The sequence below is a fragment of the Maribacter sp. MS6 genome, from assembly GCF_056839185.1.
The window spans coordinates 3,388,299-3,407,031 of sequence record NZ_CM166389.1; the positions used below are offsets into that span (position 1 = coordinate 3,388,299).

Here is an 18,733-nt window from a genome sequence, read left to right on the forward strand (position 1 = left end):
AATGCGCCTAAACTCAAGGATTATTTTTCATATCATGGGCCTTTTGCTACTGTGCAACGGTGGTTTTATGCTTATCGCTGCGGTCGTTAGTGCCTTGTACAAGGACGGAGCCGCACTAAGTATTTCCTTAGCTTCAATTTCTACAATGTTTGCTGGTGTTTTTGCTATGTACTATACGCGTGGGCACCGCAAAGAGGTCAAGAAAAAAGAAGGGTATATTATCGTGACTTTTGGTTGGATCGTGATGTCTATTTCAGGAATGCTGCCTTATATATTCTCCGGAGCTATTCCCGACGTTACCAACGCGTTTTTTGAAACAATTTCCGGTTACACTACTACCGGAGCTTCTATAATGGACGATATAGAGTCGATGCCGGAGGGTATTTTGTTTTGGAGAAGCCTTACCCATTGGATCGGAGGTATGGGAATTATTGTCTTGGCGATTGCTATTCTGCCCTTATTAGGTATTGGTGGTATGCAATTGTTTACCGCAGAAGCACCAGGACCTAGTGCAGACAAATTACACCCAAGGATTACCGATACCGCTAAGCGATTATGGTTAATTTACGTGGGTTATACGGTAGCCGAGACTTTCTTATTAAAGTTGGCGGGAATGTCTTTTTTTGATGCTGTAAACCATGCGCTGGCCACTTTGTCTACCGGTGGTTTTTCTACTAAAAACGCCAGTGTTGCCCATTGGAACGATCAGCCCTTGATACAGTATATTATCATTGTTTTTATGTTTTTGGCCGGAACCAATTTTGTGTTAAGTTATTTTGCTTTTAAAGGAAAAGTACAAAAAGTGTTGAAAGATGAAGAATTCAGATTTTATTTATTGTTTATCATAGCTGCAACGGTCATGACTGGCCTAGTAATTTACTTTAGGGCAAATATTAGCGAATTGACACCAGGTTATCCAATGGTTCTTGGACAATTAGAAAGTTCATTTAGGCATGCACTGTTTCAGGTGGTCGCTGTGGTAACGACTACGGGTTTTGTAAGTGCGGATTTTACGCAGTGGACACCATTTTTAACCATATTCTTTTTTGGCCTTTTCTTTATAGGAGGGTCTGCAGGGTCTACTTCTGGTGGAATAAAAGTGATGCGACACGTGCTGATTATCAAAAATGGAGTATTGGAGTTTAAGCGCACCTTGCACACCAATGCGGTAATACCAGTGCGTTATAACAACAAAACCGTTAAAGAGAATATTGTTTTTAATATCGTCGGTTTCTTTGCGTTATATATGCTTCTTTTTATAATTGGGGCAATGGTACTTGGTTTTTTGGGTCTCGACTTTGAATCTGCCATTGGTGGTGCCGCCTCGTCTTTGGGAAATGTGGGTCCGGCATTGGGTAGTTTAAATCCTGTAAGTAATTTTAATAGTTTACCAGATTTGGCCAAATGGTGGTGCGGATTCTTAATGCTCGCAGGACGACTAGAACTTTTTACCGTTCTTATTTTGTTGACCCCTTATTTTTGGAAACGTACCTAGAGAATATACAAATAGCCGAATTAACTTGTATGTTAAGTCGCTAATTGTACAATGACTAAAAGGCCAAGCCAATATTGAGCCCTCTTTCCACAGTATTATTAAAATAACTTTGTGCATATCCTACTCTAAGAAATCTGAACTTTTTAATGCCTAAATTTCCTAAAGCAACTCCAAATTCGGAGTAAGGTCGGTTATTGCTTGTAGCCAGAAATTTGCCGGATACTATAAGATGAGCGTTCAGTTTTTTTAAGAGCGGTATTCGATTCATTATAAAACCATTGAAGTTATGCTCTAAATGACCTTCTAGGTAATCTTGGTTTGTGCTAAAAGTGTAATAGGGCAGGAGGAAAAACGACTCCATGTAATCCTTGCGGGTTACATAGGATTGGTTGCCGTTGAAATGTTGGTAATCTACAAAGGATATATCTCTTGAATCAACAAATGTACCTGCACGCATATTATAGGCAAATTGGCCTTTATGGGCAATATCAAAAGATTGGGTTAGGCGTACTTTAAACTGATCGTAATGATTGTCAACTGAGCTAGAGGCGAACCCTTTTTCGTAACTTAGGAATAGTGATGGATACAAGTCGCTTTGAACGTTGAATTTTTCATCAGGATAATTGAGGTATTGTTGTCCGAACCTAATCCTCACATCTACCCCCAATTTAATGATGGTATGGTCGTCGATAGCAGCAGTATTGATATTTTCGGGTTCCAATGGATTATTAGAGGTGAACTGGTTGTTGGCTTCATTAAAATATGTAAAACCGGTGGTATTAAAGAGTGGTTTTCTATCCTCAAAACCTAGGCTTAGGTTGGTCTGTATGCCATTAATGATTTCTTGGGCGTGTGAAAATTCTAAAAAGGTAAGGTCATAAAATTTTGCAAAGTTACTTTCAAAAAACAGCGATGTGATGCTATTTCCTATGGGCGTTATGGGTTCTTCGTTATTGAACTGTCTGGCTTCGTTGCCTATTTTTAATCGCAAGATGGGTCTGGAAAATCTGTTAAAACGGTAGTAGAGTCCTGCAGTAGGTCGCACTCTTTTATCAGATAGGCCATAGTTTAGGGAGGTATTAAATTGAAAAGCGGTACCCTCTTCCTTATCCAATTTTAAATAGTTGAATCCAAATGACCCGTGCCACCCTTGTACGGTGTTGAACGCAAGATTTTCAATAGGGGCTCTTAGTGTATAGTATTTTTCTTTAAACGTATTGTCATGGCTGTAGCCAAAAAGTAGGGACGAAGGTTTGAATTTATTTTTTTTGGCATCTACCGAGTCTAGATACTTTTGTGTCTTACGAATGATCTGTAAGCTATCTTTTAGTTCATAGTCTACAGATTCTTCCAGGGTTAAGGGAACAGGTCTTCTATCCTCCCAAAAAATACTATCTTTTTTATTTGCGTTCTTTTCGAATCCCAAGATTTCCGGACCAAAGTCTCCTCGAACAAAATTGGGTTTCAAGTCGTACTCCTTATAAGCGGCCGTAAATCTGCCAGCTCCCTTGAAACCAAAAATACTGTAGTCAAAATCAAAATTTTGCAACACTTTTAACCAAGTCTCGTGCTTTTTGGAATAGTTGAAACTCTGCTTTATGTTGAAGGTATCTACAGGTATAATTTGAGCCTGTTTTCCTGTAACTTTGAGGTCTACTGCGTACAAGGCCCACTCGTCCTCTATAATATAAATGGTTCCGTTAAAGGTTTTGTCCTCGGTTCGTTTTGATCGTACTTCGATTTGATTGATAAGTCTATTGCCTTCGTCGTGAAAGGTGCCCTTTAATGTATAGGTGTAATAGGAAAATGCATTTTCAGCAATGGGTGACACCAGTTGACCACCGAGCTCTACTAAATTTTCATAAAAGGAAAAATTGATGTCCAATGCGGCATTGAAACTAAAGCCGTTATCATCCCCGCTTACTTTGGACGCCACAATTTTTTCCTTGAATTTTCCTTTACTGCGAGCCACTTTAGATATTGTTTCGGATAGATATAGGATCCCTGTTCGTGTAGAATCCAGCCCTCCACCCAAATCTCCCAATTCTTGGCCAAGGATACGTTCAGGGGCATTTTTGATTTTTATAAGGCCCTTGGAGTAGAAATTCACCGTATAGTTTAGTATTTTTTCTCGTAGATTCTCCCTTTTGGCAATGGCTTTTCTAATAATGGCATTTGCTGGATTGCTGTTCGCTACAATTTCGACCTCGTTCAAGTTTAGCCCTTCTTCGGTCATGGTGATGTTCAGTTCGTAATCGCTACCATCTACTGTGATTGTTTTTTTCTCGGTTTTATAGCCTAAATATTTAAAAACGATTACCTGTTTGCCGTTTGTAGGAACATTTAATTGGTATTCCCCATTTGCGTTGGTTGTCGTACCGGTGAGCGTTTCTTCTATATAGATGTTTACAAAGGGTAGCGGTTCGTTGTTTTTGTCAACCACTAGCCCTAATATTTGAGCGCTACTATAATGCTTGCAACAGATTAGTAATAGAAGTATCAGATATTTATTGGGCATTATCAGATGTAATAAATTAAACAAAAGCACATAGAATAGAAAACTTGTCTTCTTTTGCTTTATAAATATAGAAAAGAGCAATTTCCTCTGATGAATAATACTTCCTGAATTGTAGTTTTTTTTGTATTTATTGTCAGGATTGATGCTTGAATTGAAGATAAATGAAGACCAATAAGAGAATTATAATAGCAGTATGGGCAAATACTTCGATAATGCTGTTGAAGTTGTAACAAAAAAAGACAAGGGGTAGTTGCGTTTACCGGGTTTTTATTGTTCTGGAGCCTCTAGCTCCCCAGATTGTAAAGCCATCTCATAATCGATCCGAAAGGAGCTAATATTCCGTAGGATTTGAATTCTAAAAACACCTTATTTCTAAGTCTATTTCTTTTAAATGTTCTGATTCGCGCTACCTTAACGGTTCTTCCCGCAATAACATTGTCAGCATCAAACTTGCCCGAAGCGATAAACCTAAATCCATAAGGCCCAGTAGGTACTCCAATGGTAAGAGAATCCCCAAGGGAAATAACACTTCCGTTTTTAGTTAAGTAGCTACCATATCTTCCCTCTATTGGAGGAATATTTTGATAGTCAACTTTCAGTTGTGACGAAGTAATCATTGGAACCAGTAAAAGCATTAAAATAATTGTTTTCATAGGAGCTCGATTAAATGAAATATTTTGGTATGCCACATGTTTATCGGTATGGCTCAATTAAACTGTATGATATATTTCTAGACCACGGAATAACTGCCATATTAGTATCAAATAGTATGCCTATTATATCTAAGGAACCAACTATTTTAGTTAGCACCCATAGTGATTGTAGCTGTTTAAAAATACCCTACAATACGCCAAAAAAAGACCTCCGTAATAGAATAGAGGTCTTTAGAATATCGTAAATAAAATTGAATGTTAGCCCAACAGTGCCGCTTTTATTCTGGAAACCGCTTCTCGTATTTCCTTTTCCGAAGCAGCGTAGGAAATACGAATACAATTCCCATTCCCAAAAGCATCTCCTGTAACGGTTGCTACATTGGCATGTTCCAACAAATACATAGCAAAGTCAGATGCGTTATTGATAGTACTTCCTTTTAAGGTTTTTCCAAAATAAGCCGTAACATCCGGGAAAACATAAAAAGCACCTTCTGGTTCGTTGCAAGTAAATCCGTCTATGTTGTTCAAAAGTTCTAGTATCAATTTTCTTCGAGCTCTAAATTCATCAACCATAAATTTAATACGGGTAGGTGATTCGGTAAGAGCTGTAATGACCGCACGTTGGGCAATACAGTTTGCTCCGCTGGTCACTTGTCCCTGTAATTTATTACATGCTCTTGCGATATAGGTTGGAGCCCCAATATAGCCAATACGCCATCCGGTCATGGCAAATGCTTTTGCTACTCCATTTACGGTAACGGTACGATCGTACATATCAGCAAACTCGGCCATGGATGCATGTGCAGTAACACCGTAATTGATATGCTCATAAATCTCATCACTAACTACAATTATTTGCGGATATTTCTGTAGCACATCCGCTAGACCACGTAATTCCTCTTTGCTGTAGATTGAGCCGCTAGGGTTGCAGGGCGAACTGTACCAGAGCATTTTAGTTTTAGGGGTGATAGCAGCTTCCAATTGTTCGGGAGTCATTTTAAAATCGTTTTCCAACGTAGTAGAAACCTCAACAGGTATGCCATCTGCCAACTTGACGATATCAGCATAGCTTACCCAGTAAGGACAGGGTAAAATAACTTCGTCACCTTTATTTAAAATTACTTGAGCAACATTGTATAATGATTGTTTTGCACCGGTAGAAACTACGATTTGAGGCGCTTCGTATTGTAGTCCGTTATCACGCTTAAATTTGGTGATGATAGCAGTTTTCAGCTCAACATAGCCATCAACGGGAGTATAGGAGTTGTAATCGTCGGTTACAGCTTGGATGGCTGCCTCTTTAATGTAATCTGGGGTATTGAAATCGGGTTCGCCAAGGCTTAAGCCAATAATATCTTTCCCGGCTGCTCTTAATTCACGGGCTTTTGCAGCCATTTCTAGTGTTGCGGAAGGTGTTACACTGTTAATCTTATCCGATAATTGATTGCTCATAAGAATATATTTTTATTTTCATCCCTGTAACTGTGCCGTAATTATTTCGGTCCAACAGAAATTATAGTCCGTGATTGCTTAAATACAAAACAAAATTAAAACATTTGGAATTCTTTGGTGCCGGAAAAGCAAATTGATTGTTAACTATTTGCATCTAGTTTGTGAATAGTGTTAAAATGAATAGCCCGAGAAAAGTTTTTTACAACTTTTCTCGGGCTATTCAAATAAAATATTGATGATAACCTATGCTTGTATAGCAGGCTGCTTACCTAGTTCCTTTAAGTGTGTAAAGTGAGAAATAATGGCTTTTCTTGTTGTTCTATACTCATGATAAGGAAGGTTAAATTCCTTGGCCGTTTCTTTAACAATTTTCGAAATCTTTGTATAATGAACATGGCTGATATTTGGAAAAATATGGTGTTCTACTTGATGGTTCAGTCCACCTGTAAACCAATTAACGACTTTGTTCTTTGTTCCAAAGTTTACCGTTGTAAATAATTGATGAATGGCCCATGTGTTTTTCATAGTTCCGCTTTCATCAGGTAAAGGTGTATCCGCTTCGTCAACAATATGTGCCAATTGGAATACCACACTCAAAATTACACCGGCAACATAATGCATTATAAAGAAGCCTAATAAAATTTTATACCATGCAATATCTAAAAATAGCATTGGAACTACGATCCAAATCATCACATATAAGGTTTTAGTAATAAGTAAGGTCGTCCAGTTGGTAGCTGCACTAGGTAATTTACCATAAGACAATTTCCTCTTCATGTAGCGATACATCTGCTGAAAATCTGTGGTAATGGCCCAGTTGAACGTTAGTAATCCGTAAAGAAGAACAGAATAAAAATGTTGAAACTTATGATGTTTTTTCCATTCCGTATGTTTGGAGAAGCGTAATATTCTGCCTGCTTCCATATCTTCATCATGCTCGTGGATGTTAGTATAGGTGTGATGCAGCACATTATGCTGCACCTGCCAATTGTAAACATTACCTGCAAGAATATAGATGCTACCTCCCATGAATTTGTTTACCCATTTTTTCTTGGAATAGGCGCCGTGGTTACCGTCATGCATTACATTCATACCAACACCAGCCATGCCAATGCCCATTACTATGGTGAGTAGCAAGTTTGCCCAATTTGGAAGGCCTAAGGTTAAAATAAGAAAATACGGTGCTAGGAACAAAGAGAACATAATAACGGTTTTTACATGCAATCTCCAGTTCCCAGTCTTTTTTAAATCATTCTTTTTAAAATAGTCGTTCACTCTCCCGTTCAAGGTCTTAAAAAATTGTGCAGGGTCTTTACGGGGGAACCTAATGGTTTTCTTCTCCATGGATATTAATCTTTTTCTTTAAATATAACGTAATTGATTTCCGAATAGTTTGATACCTTAAATTAAAAACGGAATCTTTGCAATAGCAATATACTAAATTTAGTTTTTTTACAAAGATACGAATGACAACTCAAAGGCTATTTGAATATTTTCCCAATTTATCAAAAGAACAACAGTCACAATTTCTTCTCCTAGAAGAGTTATATAAAGATTGGAACCAGAAAATTAATGTCGTATCTAGAAAAGATATAGACGAACTCTATTTAAGGCATGTGCTTCATTCACTTGGCATTGCTAAAATTCAGGAGTTTAATGATGGTGCTGAAATACTTGATGTGGGAACTGGTGGAGGATTTCCTGGTGTTCCTTTGGCTATTCTATTTCCTAAGGTTCACTTTACCCTTGTCGATTCTATTGGTAAGAAGATCAAGGTAGTAGATGACGTAGTGCAGGGTTTAGAATTGACGAATGTAAAAACGATCAACGCGCGAGTAGAGGAGATACCGGGTAAATTTGATTTCATTGTCAGTAGAGCGGTCGCAGCTATGCCAACATTTACGCATTGGGTAAAAGCGAAGATTAAAAAAGAATCCATTCACGAACGGCGAAACGGTATACTGTATTTAAAAGATGGGGACTTGAGTGAAGAGCTAAAAGACTACCGAACGGCAGAAATATTCAAGTTGTCAGACCATTTTACCGAGGATTTTTATGATACGAAGAGCGTTGTTTATTTGCCCCTAAAGTACAAAGGTTAACTACAAGCTTAACAAGGTGTAATATGATTTTCGGTACTTTCTAGCGTAGGTACGAATCTTGTTTCAGTAATGGATTTGCAGGCAAGACAGGTCATTGTTGTGCGGGCTGTTTTTTTTTCTTGTGACCAATACAAGACATTTTAGTATATATTAATTTACGTTCAATTTACTTTGAAAGTATAACGTTTTTGCATAATTGAATAAACCCCCTTGTTATTCAACTGTTTGGGATGCATAGCCAATGATACTATTCTTAGTAGATTCTAATAATATTGGCAGTAAAGTTTCAGGCTTAAACTTTGGTCGGTTCGTTCATATCGCAATTGCATTTGAACTTTAGGTTTGCTTGAGCCTTTACATGTTTTTGACTTACATCTTCGTGGTTACTTCGGACCAATCTCCTTATACTGTTGACTCCAATTTAAAGTACAGCACATACTTATTGGCAGGAGAAGTCGTCGCGTTTAAAGATAACTCTGGTGTTTGGAATATCCGCTACTTTTATTTGGTCATTTAAGAACGACAAAAATTCGCCTTCACAATTGTAAATAGGAACAACGGTACCGCAAATAGCGCAGCAATTGTTGGATATAAAGATGGTTTCGCCATTGTATTCCGCTATTTCGATAAAAAAGAGGGGTGCGACATCGCTTTCATTTTGGTTTATTTCGTCTACCAAAGTACGCAGCCAAGGTAGCTCTTCTATAGGGTTATCCACACCGCAGGCCGCGACTATAGGAACATTCATAGTGTCGTCATCACAACAATGAAAGCTACATAAACAAATAAGCAAAACTATTTTTCTCATCACTACCATAGGTAGTAAGGATACAGACTTCTTAAGAAGGTTGCTTTTTGGAGTTGTTAAAACAATTTAACGCAGAAAGGTGCAAAATGCACCTTTCTAATAATTCTCAATGTCATTTTATTCGCTCCAAGGCGGCACAACACCGTTTGATCTTGCGTAGGCTATAAGTTGTCCTTTATGTTCGCCATTATGTTCCATCATCGCCAAAAGTCCACCTAGTTTATTCATTTTGGCAAATCCAAAATCTACCTCGTCGGTAAGTTGCGCGCTCTCTACCTTCACAATAGTCTCTAAGGCAAACTTATTGCTCTTCTTTAAAGCGGCAATTATATTTTCTTTTCCAGTAATCTTGCCAAGGGACATCATGTCTACATCCGCAGGTGGCGCAAACCCCATTTTGGAGGCCAAATAATAATTTGCCCCTGCCACGTGTAAAAGTGCCTCTCCAACGGAGCTTACCCCTTCGCTAGGCCTCCAGTCGTATTGCTCCTCCGAAAATGCTTCGGCCAATTGAACAACTTGTGCTTGATTTCCTGTTAGAACAGCTTGTATGGTTGCTTGCGCAAGATTGTCCTGTCCATAACTTAGGGCCGTAGCCAAAAATAGGAACGCTGTTATTGTTTTTCTCATTTTGCATGCTTTTTAAAGTGAAAAGGTTCTCATGGTTTATCCATAAGAACCTTTAAATGTAGTTATAATTATCGCCACAACGCTTCGTTGTAGTGAATTTGTGATTAGATAGTTATCCTAAGAAGGGATACCTGTAATCCTCTGGCGTTACAAACGTTTCTTTAATAAGCCTTGGCGATACCCAGCGCAATAAGTTCTGGGCAGAACCTGCTTTATCGTTCGTTCCTGAGGCTCTTGCTCCTCCAAATGGTTGTTGTCCGACTACGGCCCCTGTAGGCTTGTCATTAATATAAAAGTTTCCGGCACAGTTTTGCAGGGCCTTTGTAGCTTCGTCGATAGCATACCTATCTTTAGAAAGTACCGCTCCTGTTAAAGCATATTCTGATGTGGAATCTACAAGCTTTAGGGTCTTTCTCCAATCCTTATCCTCATAAACATAAATAGTTACCACTGGTCCAAAAAGCTCCGTTTCCATAGTAGTATACTTAGGATCTGTGGTAAGTATTACTGTTGGTTCTATAAAATATCCTTTTGATTTGTCATAGTTTCCTCCTGCTATAACTTCGGCATTTCCATCTTTTTTAGCTTGGTCTATATAGCTAGCTAACTTGTCAAAAGATCCTTCATGTATGACCGCAGTTATGAAGTTTGATAAATCTGCCGGACTCCCTGGTGTGTTGAAGGAGGAAATATCTTTTTTAACGAGGTCCAAGATTTCTGATGACGTCGATTTTGGCAGGTAGACTCTGGATGCTGCACTACATTTTTGTCCTTGGAACTCAAAAGCACCACGAACGATAGCAGTGGCTACTTGGGCAGGTTTGGCAGATGAGTGCGCTATGATAAAGTCTTTCCCTCCCGTTTCGCCTACGATTTTCGGATACGTTTTATAGGTATGGATGTTGTTTCCTATTTGTTTCCATAATTCTTTGAATACGTGTGTAGAACCAGTGAAGTGTAATCCGGCGAAATCTGGACTAGAGAGCACGGTGTCCGTAATCATTACGGGGTCCCCATAAACAACGTTAATAACACCATCTGGTAGGCCAGCTTCCTTAAATACATCAACGATTACTTTAGCAGAGAAGATTTGACTATCGCTAGGTTTCCAAACGACAACATTTCCCATCATAGCTGCGCTTGCAGGAAGATTTCCGGCAATGGCCGTAAAATTGAACGGAGTGATAGCGTAAACAAAACCTTCCAAAGGTCTATATTCTACTCGGTTCCAAATCCCTTCGGCAGAGTCTGGTTGTTCTTCGTAAATCTGGGTCATATATTCTACGTTAAATCGCAGAAAATCTATAAACTCACAGGCAGCATCTATTTCTGCTTGATGAACGGTTTTGGATTGTGCTATCATCGTAGCTGCATTTATTTTGGCTCTGTAAGGGCCGGCAAGTAGCTCCGCCGCTTTCATAAATATAGCTGCACGCTGCTCCCAGGTAAGGTTGGCCCAAGCCTCTCGTGAATCCAAGCAGTTTTTAATAGCTTGGCTTACATGTTTCTTTTCGGCAATATGATAGCTGCCAACCGTATGTTTATGGTCATGAGGAGGGGACATTGGTTTCGTGTTGCCGGTTCGAACTTCCTCGGATCCAATGTACATGGGTACATCTACGGTACCGTTAAAATATTCTTCATATTGCTTTAGAACTGCCTCTCTCTCTGGGCTACCAGGAGCAAAGCTGTTTATTGGTTCGTTAAATGCTGTTGGAACTTGAAAAAAACCTTTACCCATTGTAAGAATTTTAAAAATTGAATTATTAAACAAAGGTAAGCCTAGTATCTGAGAATTAAAAGAGGAAAGGAAGCCGAAAGACTCTCTATTCAAAGGTAAATAATTTTTAAAGCGATTGAGGCTATTTAGTTTTTAGCGCTTTGTGCAAGGGTAACTCAAAGCATGTACGGGTTTCGTGAAATTTCGCTTGTAAACAAGCTAATATGAATAGTAGTTTGAATCACGATTTTTGTGTTGGGTAAGGATTTAGAACAAAATTTCGCTTTAGTTTAATGCAAATGGCGCGCTAAACTTAAAAGTAGGGATGTAAACCCTAAACTTTTCATTGGTAGAAAAATTAAACATATTGTAATGGCCCTTCATTGCTCCTATGGGAGAGGTTAACAGGCATCCGGAATTATAGGTATGCGATTCCCTTGGATTAATAACGGGCTTTTTGCCAATAACTCCTTCGCCATCCAATGTTTCCACTTCATTTAAAGAATCGTATATCCTCCAATGACGGGAAGTTAATTGCACAATATCCTTACTTTGGTTTTCTATTGTAATGGTATATCCAAAAGCATAGTGCATCTTGTAATTTTTGAAGAATGTGCCTTCAAAGTTCGTATTGACCGATATTTTTATTCCTTTTGTTACTTGTGTTGTCATAAGTTTGTCCTCTTACATCAAAATACGATTGGCTCAACGCAGAAAAAACCAATCCATGCTAAAATACTGAAAACTATGTTAAGAATAGCTCATTTAACAATAGTTTAAATTCTTACCGGGCCATAATAACTATGCATAACCTTGAAGAGATAAAAACAAAAAGCAATAGAAATAATCTATTATCTTTTGATCTAAAAATCAAAAGTTCAAACAGCTAATCTTAAGCAAGGTAAACAACAAAAACTGATTAGGAAAGCTAATGAATAAATGATCGGTATACGTATGTTTTTTTCTGATATAGCCCGGCCAATTAGATATTTAGAACGCCGAAAGAACAAAAAAGTCTGTAAAATAAAGCTTGGATAGAAATGCTATTGTAGAGAAATGCAGTTCTTTTTGTGAAACCGATTAGAACCTTATATACGGTAAAAGTGGCATTGATAGAAGCCTTGGGTTGCTAATTTGTAATGGTGCGCGAATTTGCAGATCCTACGCCAATAATGCTATCATAGATATCTCCAAAATCTCTATAATAAACAAGTATCAAATAATTATTCTCCGTAAAGTGAAAATTCCCTCCAACATCATTCAGTCTTATGGAATTATTTTCGCCTTTGATAACATATTTGTAGTTGTAAAATCCCTGTTTAAGTTTCATGGTTGCTTCCATCATACCGTTGTCCTCATTATAGGTCATTTTATTTTCATCTGTTAAGGCGTAGTTGTTGTACTTGCCAAAAATATGTACATCGTCCAACGCCAATACATCTGTGTAGGGAAGGCTAAAATGCACATTGGTGTATTCTGCCTCTCTAGAATTGTCGTCGCCTTGTAGGGTGCGGATCCTGTAGTCTCCGTTCACGTCAGGAAAATAAGTATAGGGTTCGTTGTATCTAAAATCATCTGAAAACAAATAGTGATTGTATATATCTAACAGGTCTATTTTGCTAATTTGTGAGCTTGGGGCTCTTAGGTCGCTGGTATCAAAAAGAAGGTATTCGTTTCCGCCAAAAAATGACGTTTCCTGATCGTATTTGTATACGAGTTCGTTGCCTAAAGTAAATTGAGGGGGAATATTGTAAAGAGCAGATGGCCAATAGTAGTTTTGTATCAAGGCTATTTTCACTTCCTTCTTAGGGTTGACCAGTCTAAAGTTGCCAGAATTAATTGAAATCTGAACCACTTGTTTCTCGTTCAAATATTCAAAATCTCGTGATCGTTTTACCGTTCCACCTACCGTGACTAAATTCTTATATACTATAAAACGCCTAGAGAATTGAAGCTCATAGCTATTGTTGTAGAGCTCAAGAACGTAATTTCCCGTAACCTTTAAACTCACATTTTCATTCGGAATGGTAAGCTGATAATTGGAATATGTTTCTAAGGTATTATAGCTATTTTCATAATTAATAATCCGTTGGTTGTCCATACCTTTTAAATATTGGGATTTAAGAAGGTCAGATGGGGTCCAATCGTAATCGCAGTGCACAATTTTATAGTAATAATCTTGTTCGTTAGCTAAAAGATCGTCAAATTCAAGGTATATTGGTTCGCCAATCTGGATTATTGGAAACTGGTCTTCGGTAGGTCCTTTAAACGTAATGGATTTAATATTAGAAGGCGGATTTATCTCCTCTTGTACTTGACAAAAAACCAATTGGGTAAAAAGCAAGAATAGAATATGTTTAAGCAATATGCGCATTTGTAAGCAAATTTTATTTCAAAGGTAAACAAAAAGGATGCCGAATAAATTAACATCGATATAATGCCTAAATTATAAGTTAATAATTGGGAAAATTTTTCATTTAGTAGTAAATTCGCATCAAATTTTGTTAACCTAAGGTCACCATATATGTCCAAAGACATTCAAATAAAGAAGGGGTTGAATATCAACCTAGTGGGTGCTGCAGAGCTGGACACCGCAAAAGCGGTTCTTAGTAATGTATACACTATAAATCTTAATGATTTTCACGGAGTAACTCCAAAGATGCTTGTAAAGCAAGGAGCGGAAGTTAAAGCTGGCGAGCCTCTATTCTATAATAAAAATATAGAGGATATGCTTTTTGTATCTCCTGTGAGTGGTGAGTTGGTAGAGATTGAACGTGGTGCAAGACGACGTATACTGTCGGTTAAAATTTTGGCGGACAAGGAACAGGATTTTACGGTAAGCCCTGTTATTGACGTAGATAGCGCTAGCAAACAGGATGTTAAATTGGCCTGGTTAAAGGGAGGGTGTTGGCCATTCATCAAACAACGGCCTTATGATATCATTGCGGATCCGGATACCACTCCTAAGGCCATTTTCATTTCGGGCTATGTGACCGCACCTTTGGCTGCTGATGTAAGCTATATACTCAAGGGTAAAGAAGCCGAATTACAGGCTGCAATTACAGCGCTTGCAAAATTGACACCGGGTAAGGTTCATGTTTCTGTGGGTAAATCTGGTGATTCTCCTTTGGCGTCTTTGAAAGGAATTGAATTACACAAAGTTTCTGGGCCACATCCAGCAGGATTGGTAGGAACTCAGATAAATAGAGTAGACCCTATCAATAAGGGCGAATTGGTTTGGACAATTTCGCCTCAAGATTTAGTAATCATGGGCGAATTCCTGTTAACAGGTAAATTTAATGCGGAACGTACTATAGCGCTAGTAGGGTCGTGTGTAAAGGCTCCAAAATACTATGTTACCAAGATAGGCGCTGAAATTGCAACTTTTTTATATGCAAGTGGTGTAACAGAAGAAAATATGCGGGTTGTAAATGGTGATGTGCTTACCGGTACTAAAAGTAAACCAGACGGAAGTCTAGGGTTTTATAATAGTACGGTGAGTGTAATTCCGGAAGGAGATGATTATGAGTTTTTTGGCTGGAATAAACCAATTTTCAATAAAATTTCTAACACAAGGGCACTTACATTTTCTTGGATGCAACCAAAGAAAAAATATGATTTAACTACAAATACTAATGGCGAGCACCGGGCGTTCGTGGTAACTGGACATTATGAGCAGGTTTTTCCTATGGATATTTTTCCAATGCAATTGTTAAAAGCATGTATGGTAAAGGATTTGGATGAAATGGAACAGTTAGGTCTTTATGAAGTAGCCCCAGAAGATTTTTCGTTAACTGAATTTATTTGTATTTCCAAGCAACCGCATCAACAGATTATACGAGAAGGTTTGGATTTATTACAACAAGAAATAGGATAAAAGATGAGCATAAAAAGCACAATGCATGACTTAAAAATGAAGTATAAGGGTAAAAAGATGGCGCCTGCCTTCAATGCTTTTCATACTTTTTTATTCTCTCCAAACGAAACCACCCACTCTGGGTCGCACGTTAGGGGAGCCGACGACTTAAAAAGAACCATGAACACGGTAATTATGGCCTTGGTTCCAATTCTACTATTTTCTATGTTCAATGCCGGGTATCAATACTATTCGGCATTGAATGGTTTTCCGGAAAACTTTTCTGTTCTAGAGCACTTTATCACTTGGGATAACTTTTGGATCGGAATAATTAAAGTGCTGCCATTGGTGGTGGTATCCTACGGAGTGGGACTCATCGTAGAATTTATTTTTGCGGTAATCAAGGGACATGAGGTAGAGGAAGGATATTTGGTCACAGGAATGTTAGTGCCGTTGATTGTGCCTGTAGACACACCATTGTGGATGCTTGCAGTTGCTGTTGTTTTTGGAGTCGTAATCGGGAAAGAGGTTTTTGGCGGTACGGGCATGAACATTCTTAATCCTGCCTTAACGATTAGAGCTTTCCTATTTTTTGCCTATCCTACTTGGATGAGTGGTGATAAGGTTTGGGTACATGAAGCACGTGAACGTGCCGAGCAAATTTTAGCAGGTGCAGATAATGTAGATGCTATTTCCGGAGAAACGATATTAGGGTACTTGGCGCAAAATAATGAGGCCGCCATGACAGCTAAATATAGCGTATCCGATATGTTCTTTGGTTTTATTCCGGGGTCTGTAGGTGAGACTTCTGCCTTCTTATGTTTGTTAGGTGGTTTGTTCTTAATTTTCAGTAAAATCGCAAGCTGGAGGATTATGGTGAGCGCAGTAATAGGTTCCTTGGTAATGGGATTGATGTTCAATCAGGTTGTAGAAATGGGTTGGGTCGGTGAAACAAGTAAGTTTTACGGCCTAATGAGCTTTGATTTTTGGAAACACTTGATTGTAGGAGGGCTCGCTTTTGGTATTGTTTATATGGCCACCGATCCAGTAACAGGCTCTCAAACGAATAAAGGCAAATGGATTTATGGATTTTTTATAGGATTTATATCGGTAATGATACGGGTATTTAATCCTGCCTATCCAGAAGGTGTTTTCTTGGCGATATTGTTAATGAACGTATTTGCACCAACTATTGACCATTACGTAATACAAGGTAATGTAAAGCGAAGAATGAAAAGACTTAAAAATGCAGTTGTACTTCCAAGAGATTCGGATAGTGCTGCAAAAGAACTTAAAGCAGAAACCGTTTAGTTATGGCAGTAGATACAGATAAAAATAGTTATACCGTTATTTTTGCAGCCGTTATGGTTGTAGTTGTCGGTTCCATTTTAGCATTTTTAGCATCGAGCTTAATGCCTAACATCAAAGAAAACGAACGGTTCGCCAAGCAACAGAATATTCTTTATGCTATGGGTGTAAATGAAAATGGGGATGATGCGGGAAGTGTGAATTTTATACCTACGGATAGAGTGGGGGGTGAGTTTACAAATTATATTAAAGAGCAATTAATCATCGAAGGTGGTAAAACAACCCAAAACGAAGAGGCCTATTTAATCGATTTAAAAAAGCAGCTTGCCAACAAAAAGAAGGGTAAACCTTATAAGTTGCCACTGTTTATCGGAGAAAAAAACAATAAGAACTTTTATATTATTCCAATGTACGGCAAAGGTTTATGGGATGCTATCTGGGGCTATATTGCTTTAGACGAAACCATGACTGTACAAGGCGTATATTTTGATCATAAAGGTGAAACTGCCGGATTGGGAGCAAATATCAAAATGCGCTACTTTATGGATGATTTTACCGGCGAAAGTATCTTGGATGGCACCAAATATGAAGGTATTGCTGTTGCAAAAGGGAATAATGACCCATTGAACAAGGACAAACAGGACAATGAAGTAGATGCGCTTGCGGGAGCTACCATTACTGGAAACGGTGTTGCGGTCATGATTAAAGAGAGCGTTAACCTTTACAAAGATTATTTAGAAACAATTAGAGTTAATTAACTATGGCCTTACTTACAAAAAAAGACGCTAGTCTAATTTTAGATCCGTTAACGGATAACAATCCAATAACCATTCAGGTATTGGGTATTTGTTCTGCACTAGCGATAACCGCAGAGTTAGAGGCCTCCATAGTGATGGCTATTTCCGTAATCTTTGTAATGGGAGTCGGAAACGTAGTAATCTCACTTATGCGGGATATTATTCCCTCTAAAATTAGAATTATCGTTCAGTTGATCGTTGTTGCGACCTTGGTGATTATCGTAGATCAAGTTTTAAAGGCATTTGCCTATGAACTTAGTAAAACCTTAGGAGCTTTTATCGGTTTAATTATTACCAACTGTATTATCATGGGACGTTTTGAGGCTTTCGCATTGGCAAACGGTCCTTGGAAGTCTTTTCTTGATGGTATCGGAAATGCTTTAGGATATGGGGTAATTCTTATTTTGGTTGGCTTTTTTAGGGAATTATTAGGCTCAGGAACACTATTGGGATATCCTGTATTAGGAGACCCAATTATGAAAACTGGATTGTATGCTACTGGTTATGAAAATAACGGTTTTATGATTATACCTCCCGCAGCATTAATCGTGGTCGGTATCATTATATGGGTACAACGTTCAAGAAACCCGGCATTGGTAGAAGAAAACTAAACGAATAGATACAAAGAAATTATGTTAGAGCATATAGAACTTTTTTTTAAATCGATTTTTATAGACAATATGGTATTTGCCGTGTTCCTAGGAATGTGTTCCTATTTGGCAGTATCAAAGAAAGTGGCTACAGCAGTGGGTTTGGGAGCAGCTGTGATTTTTGTATTGGCAGTTACTGTACCCTTAAACTGGTTATTGGATAAATATTTACTACAAGAAGGCGCATTAGTTTGGTTAGGTGAGGAGTATGCAGATTACAATCTAAGTTTTCTGTCTTTTATACTGTTCATTGCAACTATTGCCACCATGGTACAGTTGGTGGAAATCATTGTTGAAAAATTTTCTCCATCACTTTATAATTCTTTAGGTATATTTTTACCTCTGATTGCCGTAAACTGCGCGATTTTAGGTGGTTCATTGTTCATGCAAGCCAGAGAAATAGAAACTTTTGGTCTTGCATTGAATTACGGTGTGAGCTCCGGAATAGGTTGGTTTTTGGCTATCTTGGCTATTCCGGCCATACGTGAAAAAATTCGGTATTCCAACGTTCCCGCTCCTCTAAGAGGATTGGGAATCACCTTTATAATTACCGGCTTAATGGGTATTGGTTTCCAAAGCTTTGGTGGTATGTTAACAGGCGGAGGCGAAGAGGCCCCTGTAGCGGTCGAAAATACGGCTGCGAAGCAATTGGAAGAGGCAGAAACACTTGTAGAAGATACGGAAGAATTAAAAAAGGAAATGGACGAAAAAGAGATTTCCTATAACGACATAAATAAGTAAAGG

General features: G+C 38.3%; 16 protein-coding genes. 7 read left to right on the plus strand and 9 right to left on the minus strand.

Translation table 11 applies throughout. The features are described 5' to 3' along the window. Position 1: 1 nt before the first annotated feature. On the plus strand, positions 2–1,495 hold the full coding sequence (locus MS6x_RS14805; RefSeq protein WP_482603238.1) for a TrkH family potassium uptake protein: 1,494 nt from the start codon (positions 2–4) through the stop codon (positions 1,493–1,495). Positions 1,496–1,550: 55 nt separating this feature from the next. On the opposite strand, the gene MS6x_RS14810 is transcribed toward MS6x_RS14805, so the two are convergent. From MS6x_RS14810 to MS6x_RS14825, 4 genes are all read right to left on the minus strand, one after another. Continuing rightward, complete coding sequence (locus tag MS6x_RS14810; RefSeq protein ID WP_482603239.1) at positions 1,551–4,013, minus strand: DUF5686 and carboxypeptidase regulatory-like domain-containing protein; 2,463 nt, start codon at positions 4,011–4,013, stop codon at positions 1,551–1,553. Positions 4,014–4,297: 284 nt separating this feature from the next. After that, positions 4,298–4,666, minus strand: a complete 369-nt coding sequence (locus MS6x_RS14815; protein WP_482603240.1) for a hypothetical protein — start codon at positions 4,664–4,666, stop codon at positions 4,298–4,300. A gap of 258 nt (positions 4,667–4,924) precedes the next feature. Beyond that, positions 4,925–6,118 (minus strand): pyridoxal phosphate-dependent aminotransferase, encoded by a 1,194-nt coding sequence (locus tag MS6x_RS14820; RefSeq protein ID WP_482603241.1) that lies wholly within the window; start codon positions 6,116–6,118, stop codon positions 4,925–4,927. 243 nt (positions 6,119–6,361) lie between these two features. Beyond that, positions 6,362–7,462, minus strand: coding sequence for a fatty acid desaturase family protein (locus MS6x_RS14825; RefSeq protein ID WP_482603242.1), 1,101 nt, complete (start codon positions 7,460–7,462; stop codon positions 6,362–6,364). Between the two features lie 122 nt (positions 7,463–7,584). Between MS6x_RS14825 and rsmG the strand changes: the two genes are divergently transcribed. Beyond that, positions 7,585–8,220 (plus strand): 16S rRNA (guanine(527)-N(7))-methyltransferase RsmG, encoded by a 636-nt coding sequence (rsmG, locus tag MS6x_RS14830; protein ID WP_482603243.1) that lies wholly within the window; start codon positions 7,585–7,587, stop codon positions 8,218–8,220. Between the two features lie 439 nt (positions 8,221–8,659). On the opposite strand, the gene MS6x_RS14835 is transcribed toward rsmG, so the two are convergent. The 5 genes from MS6x_RS14835 to MS6x_RS14855 form a co-directional block, all read right to left on the minus strand. Beyond that, positions 8,660–8,968 carry a hypothetical protein gene (locus tag MS6x_RS14835; RefSeq protein ID WP_482603244.1) on the minus strand — a complete coding sequence of 103 codons (309 nt, stop codon included), beginning with the start codon at positions 8,966–8,968 and terminating at the stop codon, positions 8,660–8,662. A gap of 177 nt (positions 8,969–9,145) precedes the next feature. Next, positions 9,146–9,658, minus strand: a complete 513-nt coding sequence (locus tag MS6x_RS14840) for a DinB family protein (protein ID WP_482603245.1) — start codon at positions 9,656–9,658, stop codon at positions 9,146–9,148. A gap of 112 nt (positions 9,659–9,770) precedes the next feature. After that, positions 9,771–11,399, minus strand: a complete 1,629-nt coding sequence (gene pruA / locus MS6x_RS14845; protein WP_482603246.1) for an L-glutamate gamma-semialdehyde dehydrogenase — start codon at positions 11,397–11,399, stop codon at positions 9,771–9,773. A gap of 264 nt (positions 11,400–11,663) precedes the next feature. Next, complete coding sequence (gene apaG, locus MS6x_RS14850) at positions 11,664–12,050, minus strand: Co2+/Mg2+ efflux protein ApaG (RefSeq protein WP_482603247.1); 387 nt, start codon at positions 12,048–12,050, stop codon at positions 11,664–11,666. A gap of 457 nt (positions 12,051–12,507) precedes the next feature. Further along, positions 12,508–13,752 carry a type IX secretion system plug protein gene (locus MS6x_RS14855; protein ID WP_482603248.1) on the minus strand — a complete coding sequence of 415 codons (1,245 nt, stop codon included), beginning with the start codon at positions 13,750–13,752 and terminating at the stop codon, positions 12,508–12,510. 150 nt (positions 13,753–13,902) lie between these two features. Between MS6x_RS14855 and MS6x_RS14860 the strand changes: the two genes are divergently transcribed. From MS6x_RS14860 to nqrE, 5 genes are read left to right on the plus strand one after another with little or no spacing between them, the layout of a single operon-like run. After that, positions 13,903–15,255 carry a Na(+)-translocating NADH-quinone reductase subunit A gene (locus MS6x_RS14860; protein ID WP_482603249.1) on the plus strand — a complete coding sequence of 451 codons (1,353 nt, stop codon included), beginning with the start codon at positions 13,903–13,905 and terminating at the stop codon, positions 15,253–15,255. A gap of 3 nt (positions 15,256–15,258) precedes the next feature. Continuing rightward, complete coding sequence (locus MS6x_RS14865) at positions 15,259–16,545, plus strand: NADH:ubiquinone reductase (Na(+)-transporting) subunit B (protein ID WP_482603250.1); 1,287 nt, start codon at positions 15,259–15,261, stop codon at positions 16,543–16,545. A 2-nt stretch (positions 16,546–16,547) separates the two neighbouring features. Continuing rightward, entirely contained in the window at positions 16,548–17,300 is a 753-nt protein-coding gene (locus MS6x_RS14870; RefSeq protein WP_482603251.1) for a Na(+)-translocating NADH-quinone reductase subunit C, read from the plus strand. A 2-nt stretch (positions 17,301–17,302) separates the two neighbouring features. After that, a complete protein-coding gene (locus MS6x_RS14875; protein WP_482603252.1) occupies positions 17,303–17,950 on the plus strand; it encodes an NADH:ubiquinone reductase (Na(+)-transporting) subunit D in 648 nt (215 codons plus the stop codon). A gap of 21 nt (positions 17,951–17,971) precedes the next feature. Further along, positions 17,972–18,730, plus strand: coding sequence for an NADH:ubiquinone reductase (Na(+)-transporting) subunit E (gene nqrE, locus MS6x_RS14880; protein ID WP_482603253.1), 759 nt, complete (start codon positions 17,972–17,974; stop codon positions 18,728–18,730). Positions 18,731–18,733 lie beyond the last annotated feature (3 nt).

Bases quoted from the DNA above. Each gene is read 5' to 3' on its own strand.
- MS6x_RS14805 (WP_482603238.1), top strand. From the start codon at position 2: ATGCGCCTAAACTCAAGGATTATTTTTCATATCATGGGCCTTTTGCTA.
- MS6x_RS14810 (WP_482603239.1), bottom strand. From the start codon at position 4,013: ATGCCCAATAAATATCTGATACTTCTATTACTAATCTGTTGCAAGCAT.
- MS6x_RS14815 (WP_482603240.1), bottom strand. From the start codon at position 4,666: ATGAAAACAATTATTTTAATGCTTTTACTGGTTCCAATGATTACTTCG.
- MS6x_RS14820 (WP_482603241.1), bottom strand. From the start codon at position 6,118: ATGAGCAATCAATTATCGGATAAGATTAACAGTGTAACACCTTCCGCA.
- MS6x_RS14825 (WP_482603242.1), bottom strand. From the start codon at position 7,462: ATGGAGAAGAAAACCATTAGGTTCCCCCGTAAAGACCCTGCACAATTT.
- rsmG (WP_482603243.1), top strand. From the start codon at position 7,585: ATGACAACTCAAAGGCTATTTGAATATTTTCCCAATTTATCAAAAGAA.
- MS6x_RS14835 (WP_482603244.1), bottom strand. From the start codon at position 8,968: ATGAATGTTCCTATAGTCGCGGCCTGCGGTGTGGATAACCCTATAGAA.
- MS6x_RS14840 (WP_482603245.1), bottom strand. From the start codon at position 9,658: ATGAGAAAAACAATAACAGCGTTCCTATTTTTGGCTACGGCCCTAAGT.
- pruA (WP_482603246.1), bottom strand. From the start codon at position 11,399: ATGGGTAAAGGTTTTTTTCAAGTTCCAACAGCATTTAACGAACCAATA.
- apaG (WP_482603247.1), bottom strand. From the start codon at position 12,050: ATGACAACACAAGTAACAAAAGGAATAAAAATATCGGTCAATACGAAC.
- MS6x_RS14855 (WP_482603248.1), bottom strand. From the start codon at position 13,752: ATGCGCATATTGCTTAAACATATTCTATTCTTGCTTTTTACCCAATTG.
- MS6x_RS14860 (WP_482603249.1), top strand. From the start codon at position 13,903: ATGTCCAAAGACATTCAAATAAAGAAGGGGTTGAATATCAACCTAGTG.
- MS6x_RS14865 (WP_482603250.1), top strand. From the start codon at position 15,259: ATGAGCATAAAAAGCACAATGCATGACTTAAAAATGAAGTATAAGGGT.
- MS6x_RS14870 (WP_482603251.1), top strand. From the start codon at position 16,548: ATGGCAGTAGATACAGATAAAAATAGTTATACCGTTATTTTTGCAGCC.
- MS6x_RS14875 (WP_482603252.1), top strand. From the start codon at position 17,303: ATGGCCTTACTTACAAAAAAAGACGCTAGTCTAATTTTAGATCCGTTA.
- nqrE (WP_482603253.1), top strand. From the start codon at position 17,972: ATGTTAGAGCATATAGAACTTTTTTTTAAATCGATTTTTATAGACAAT.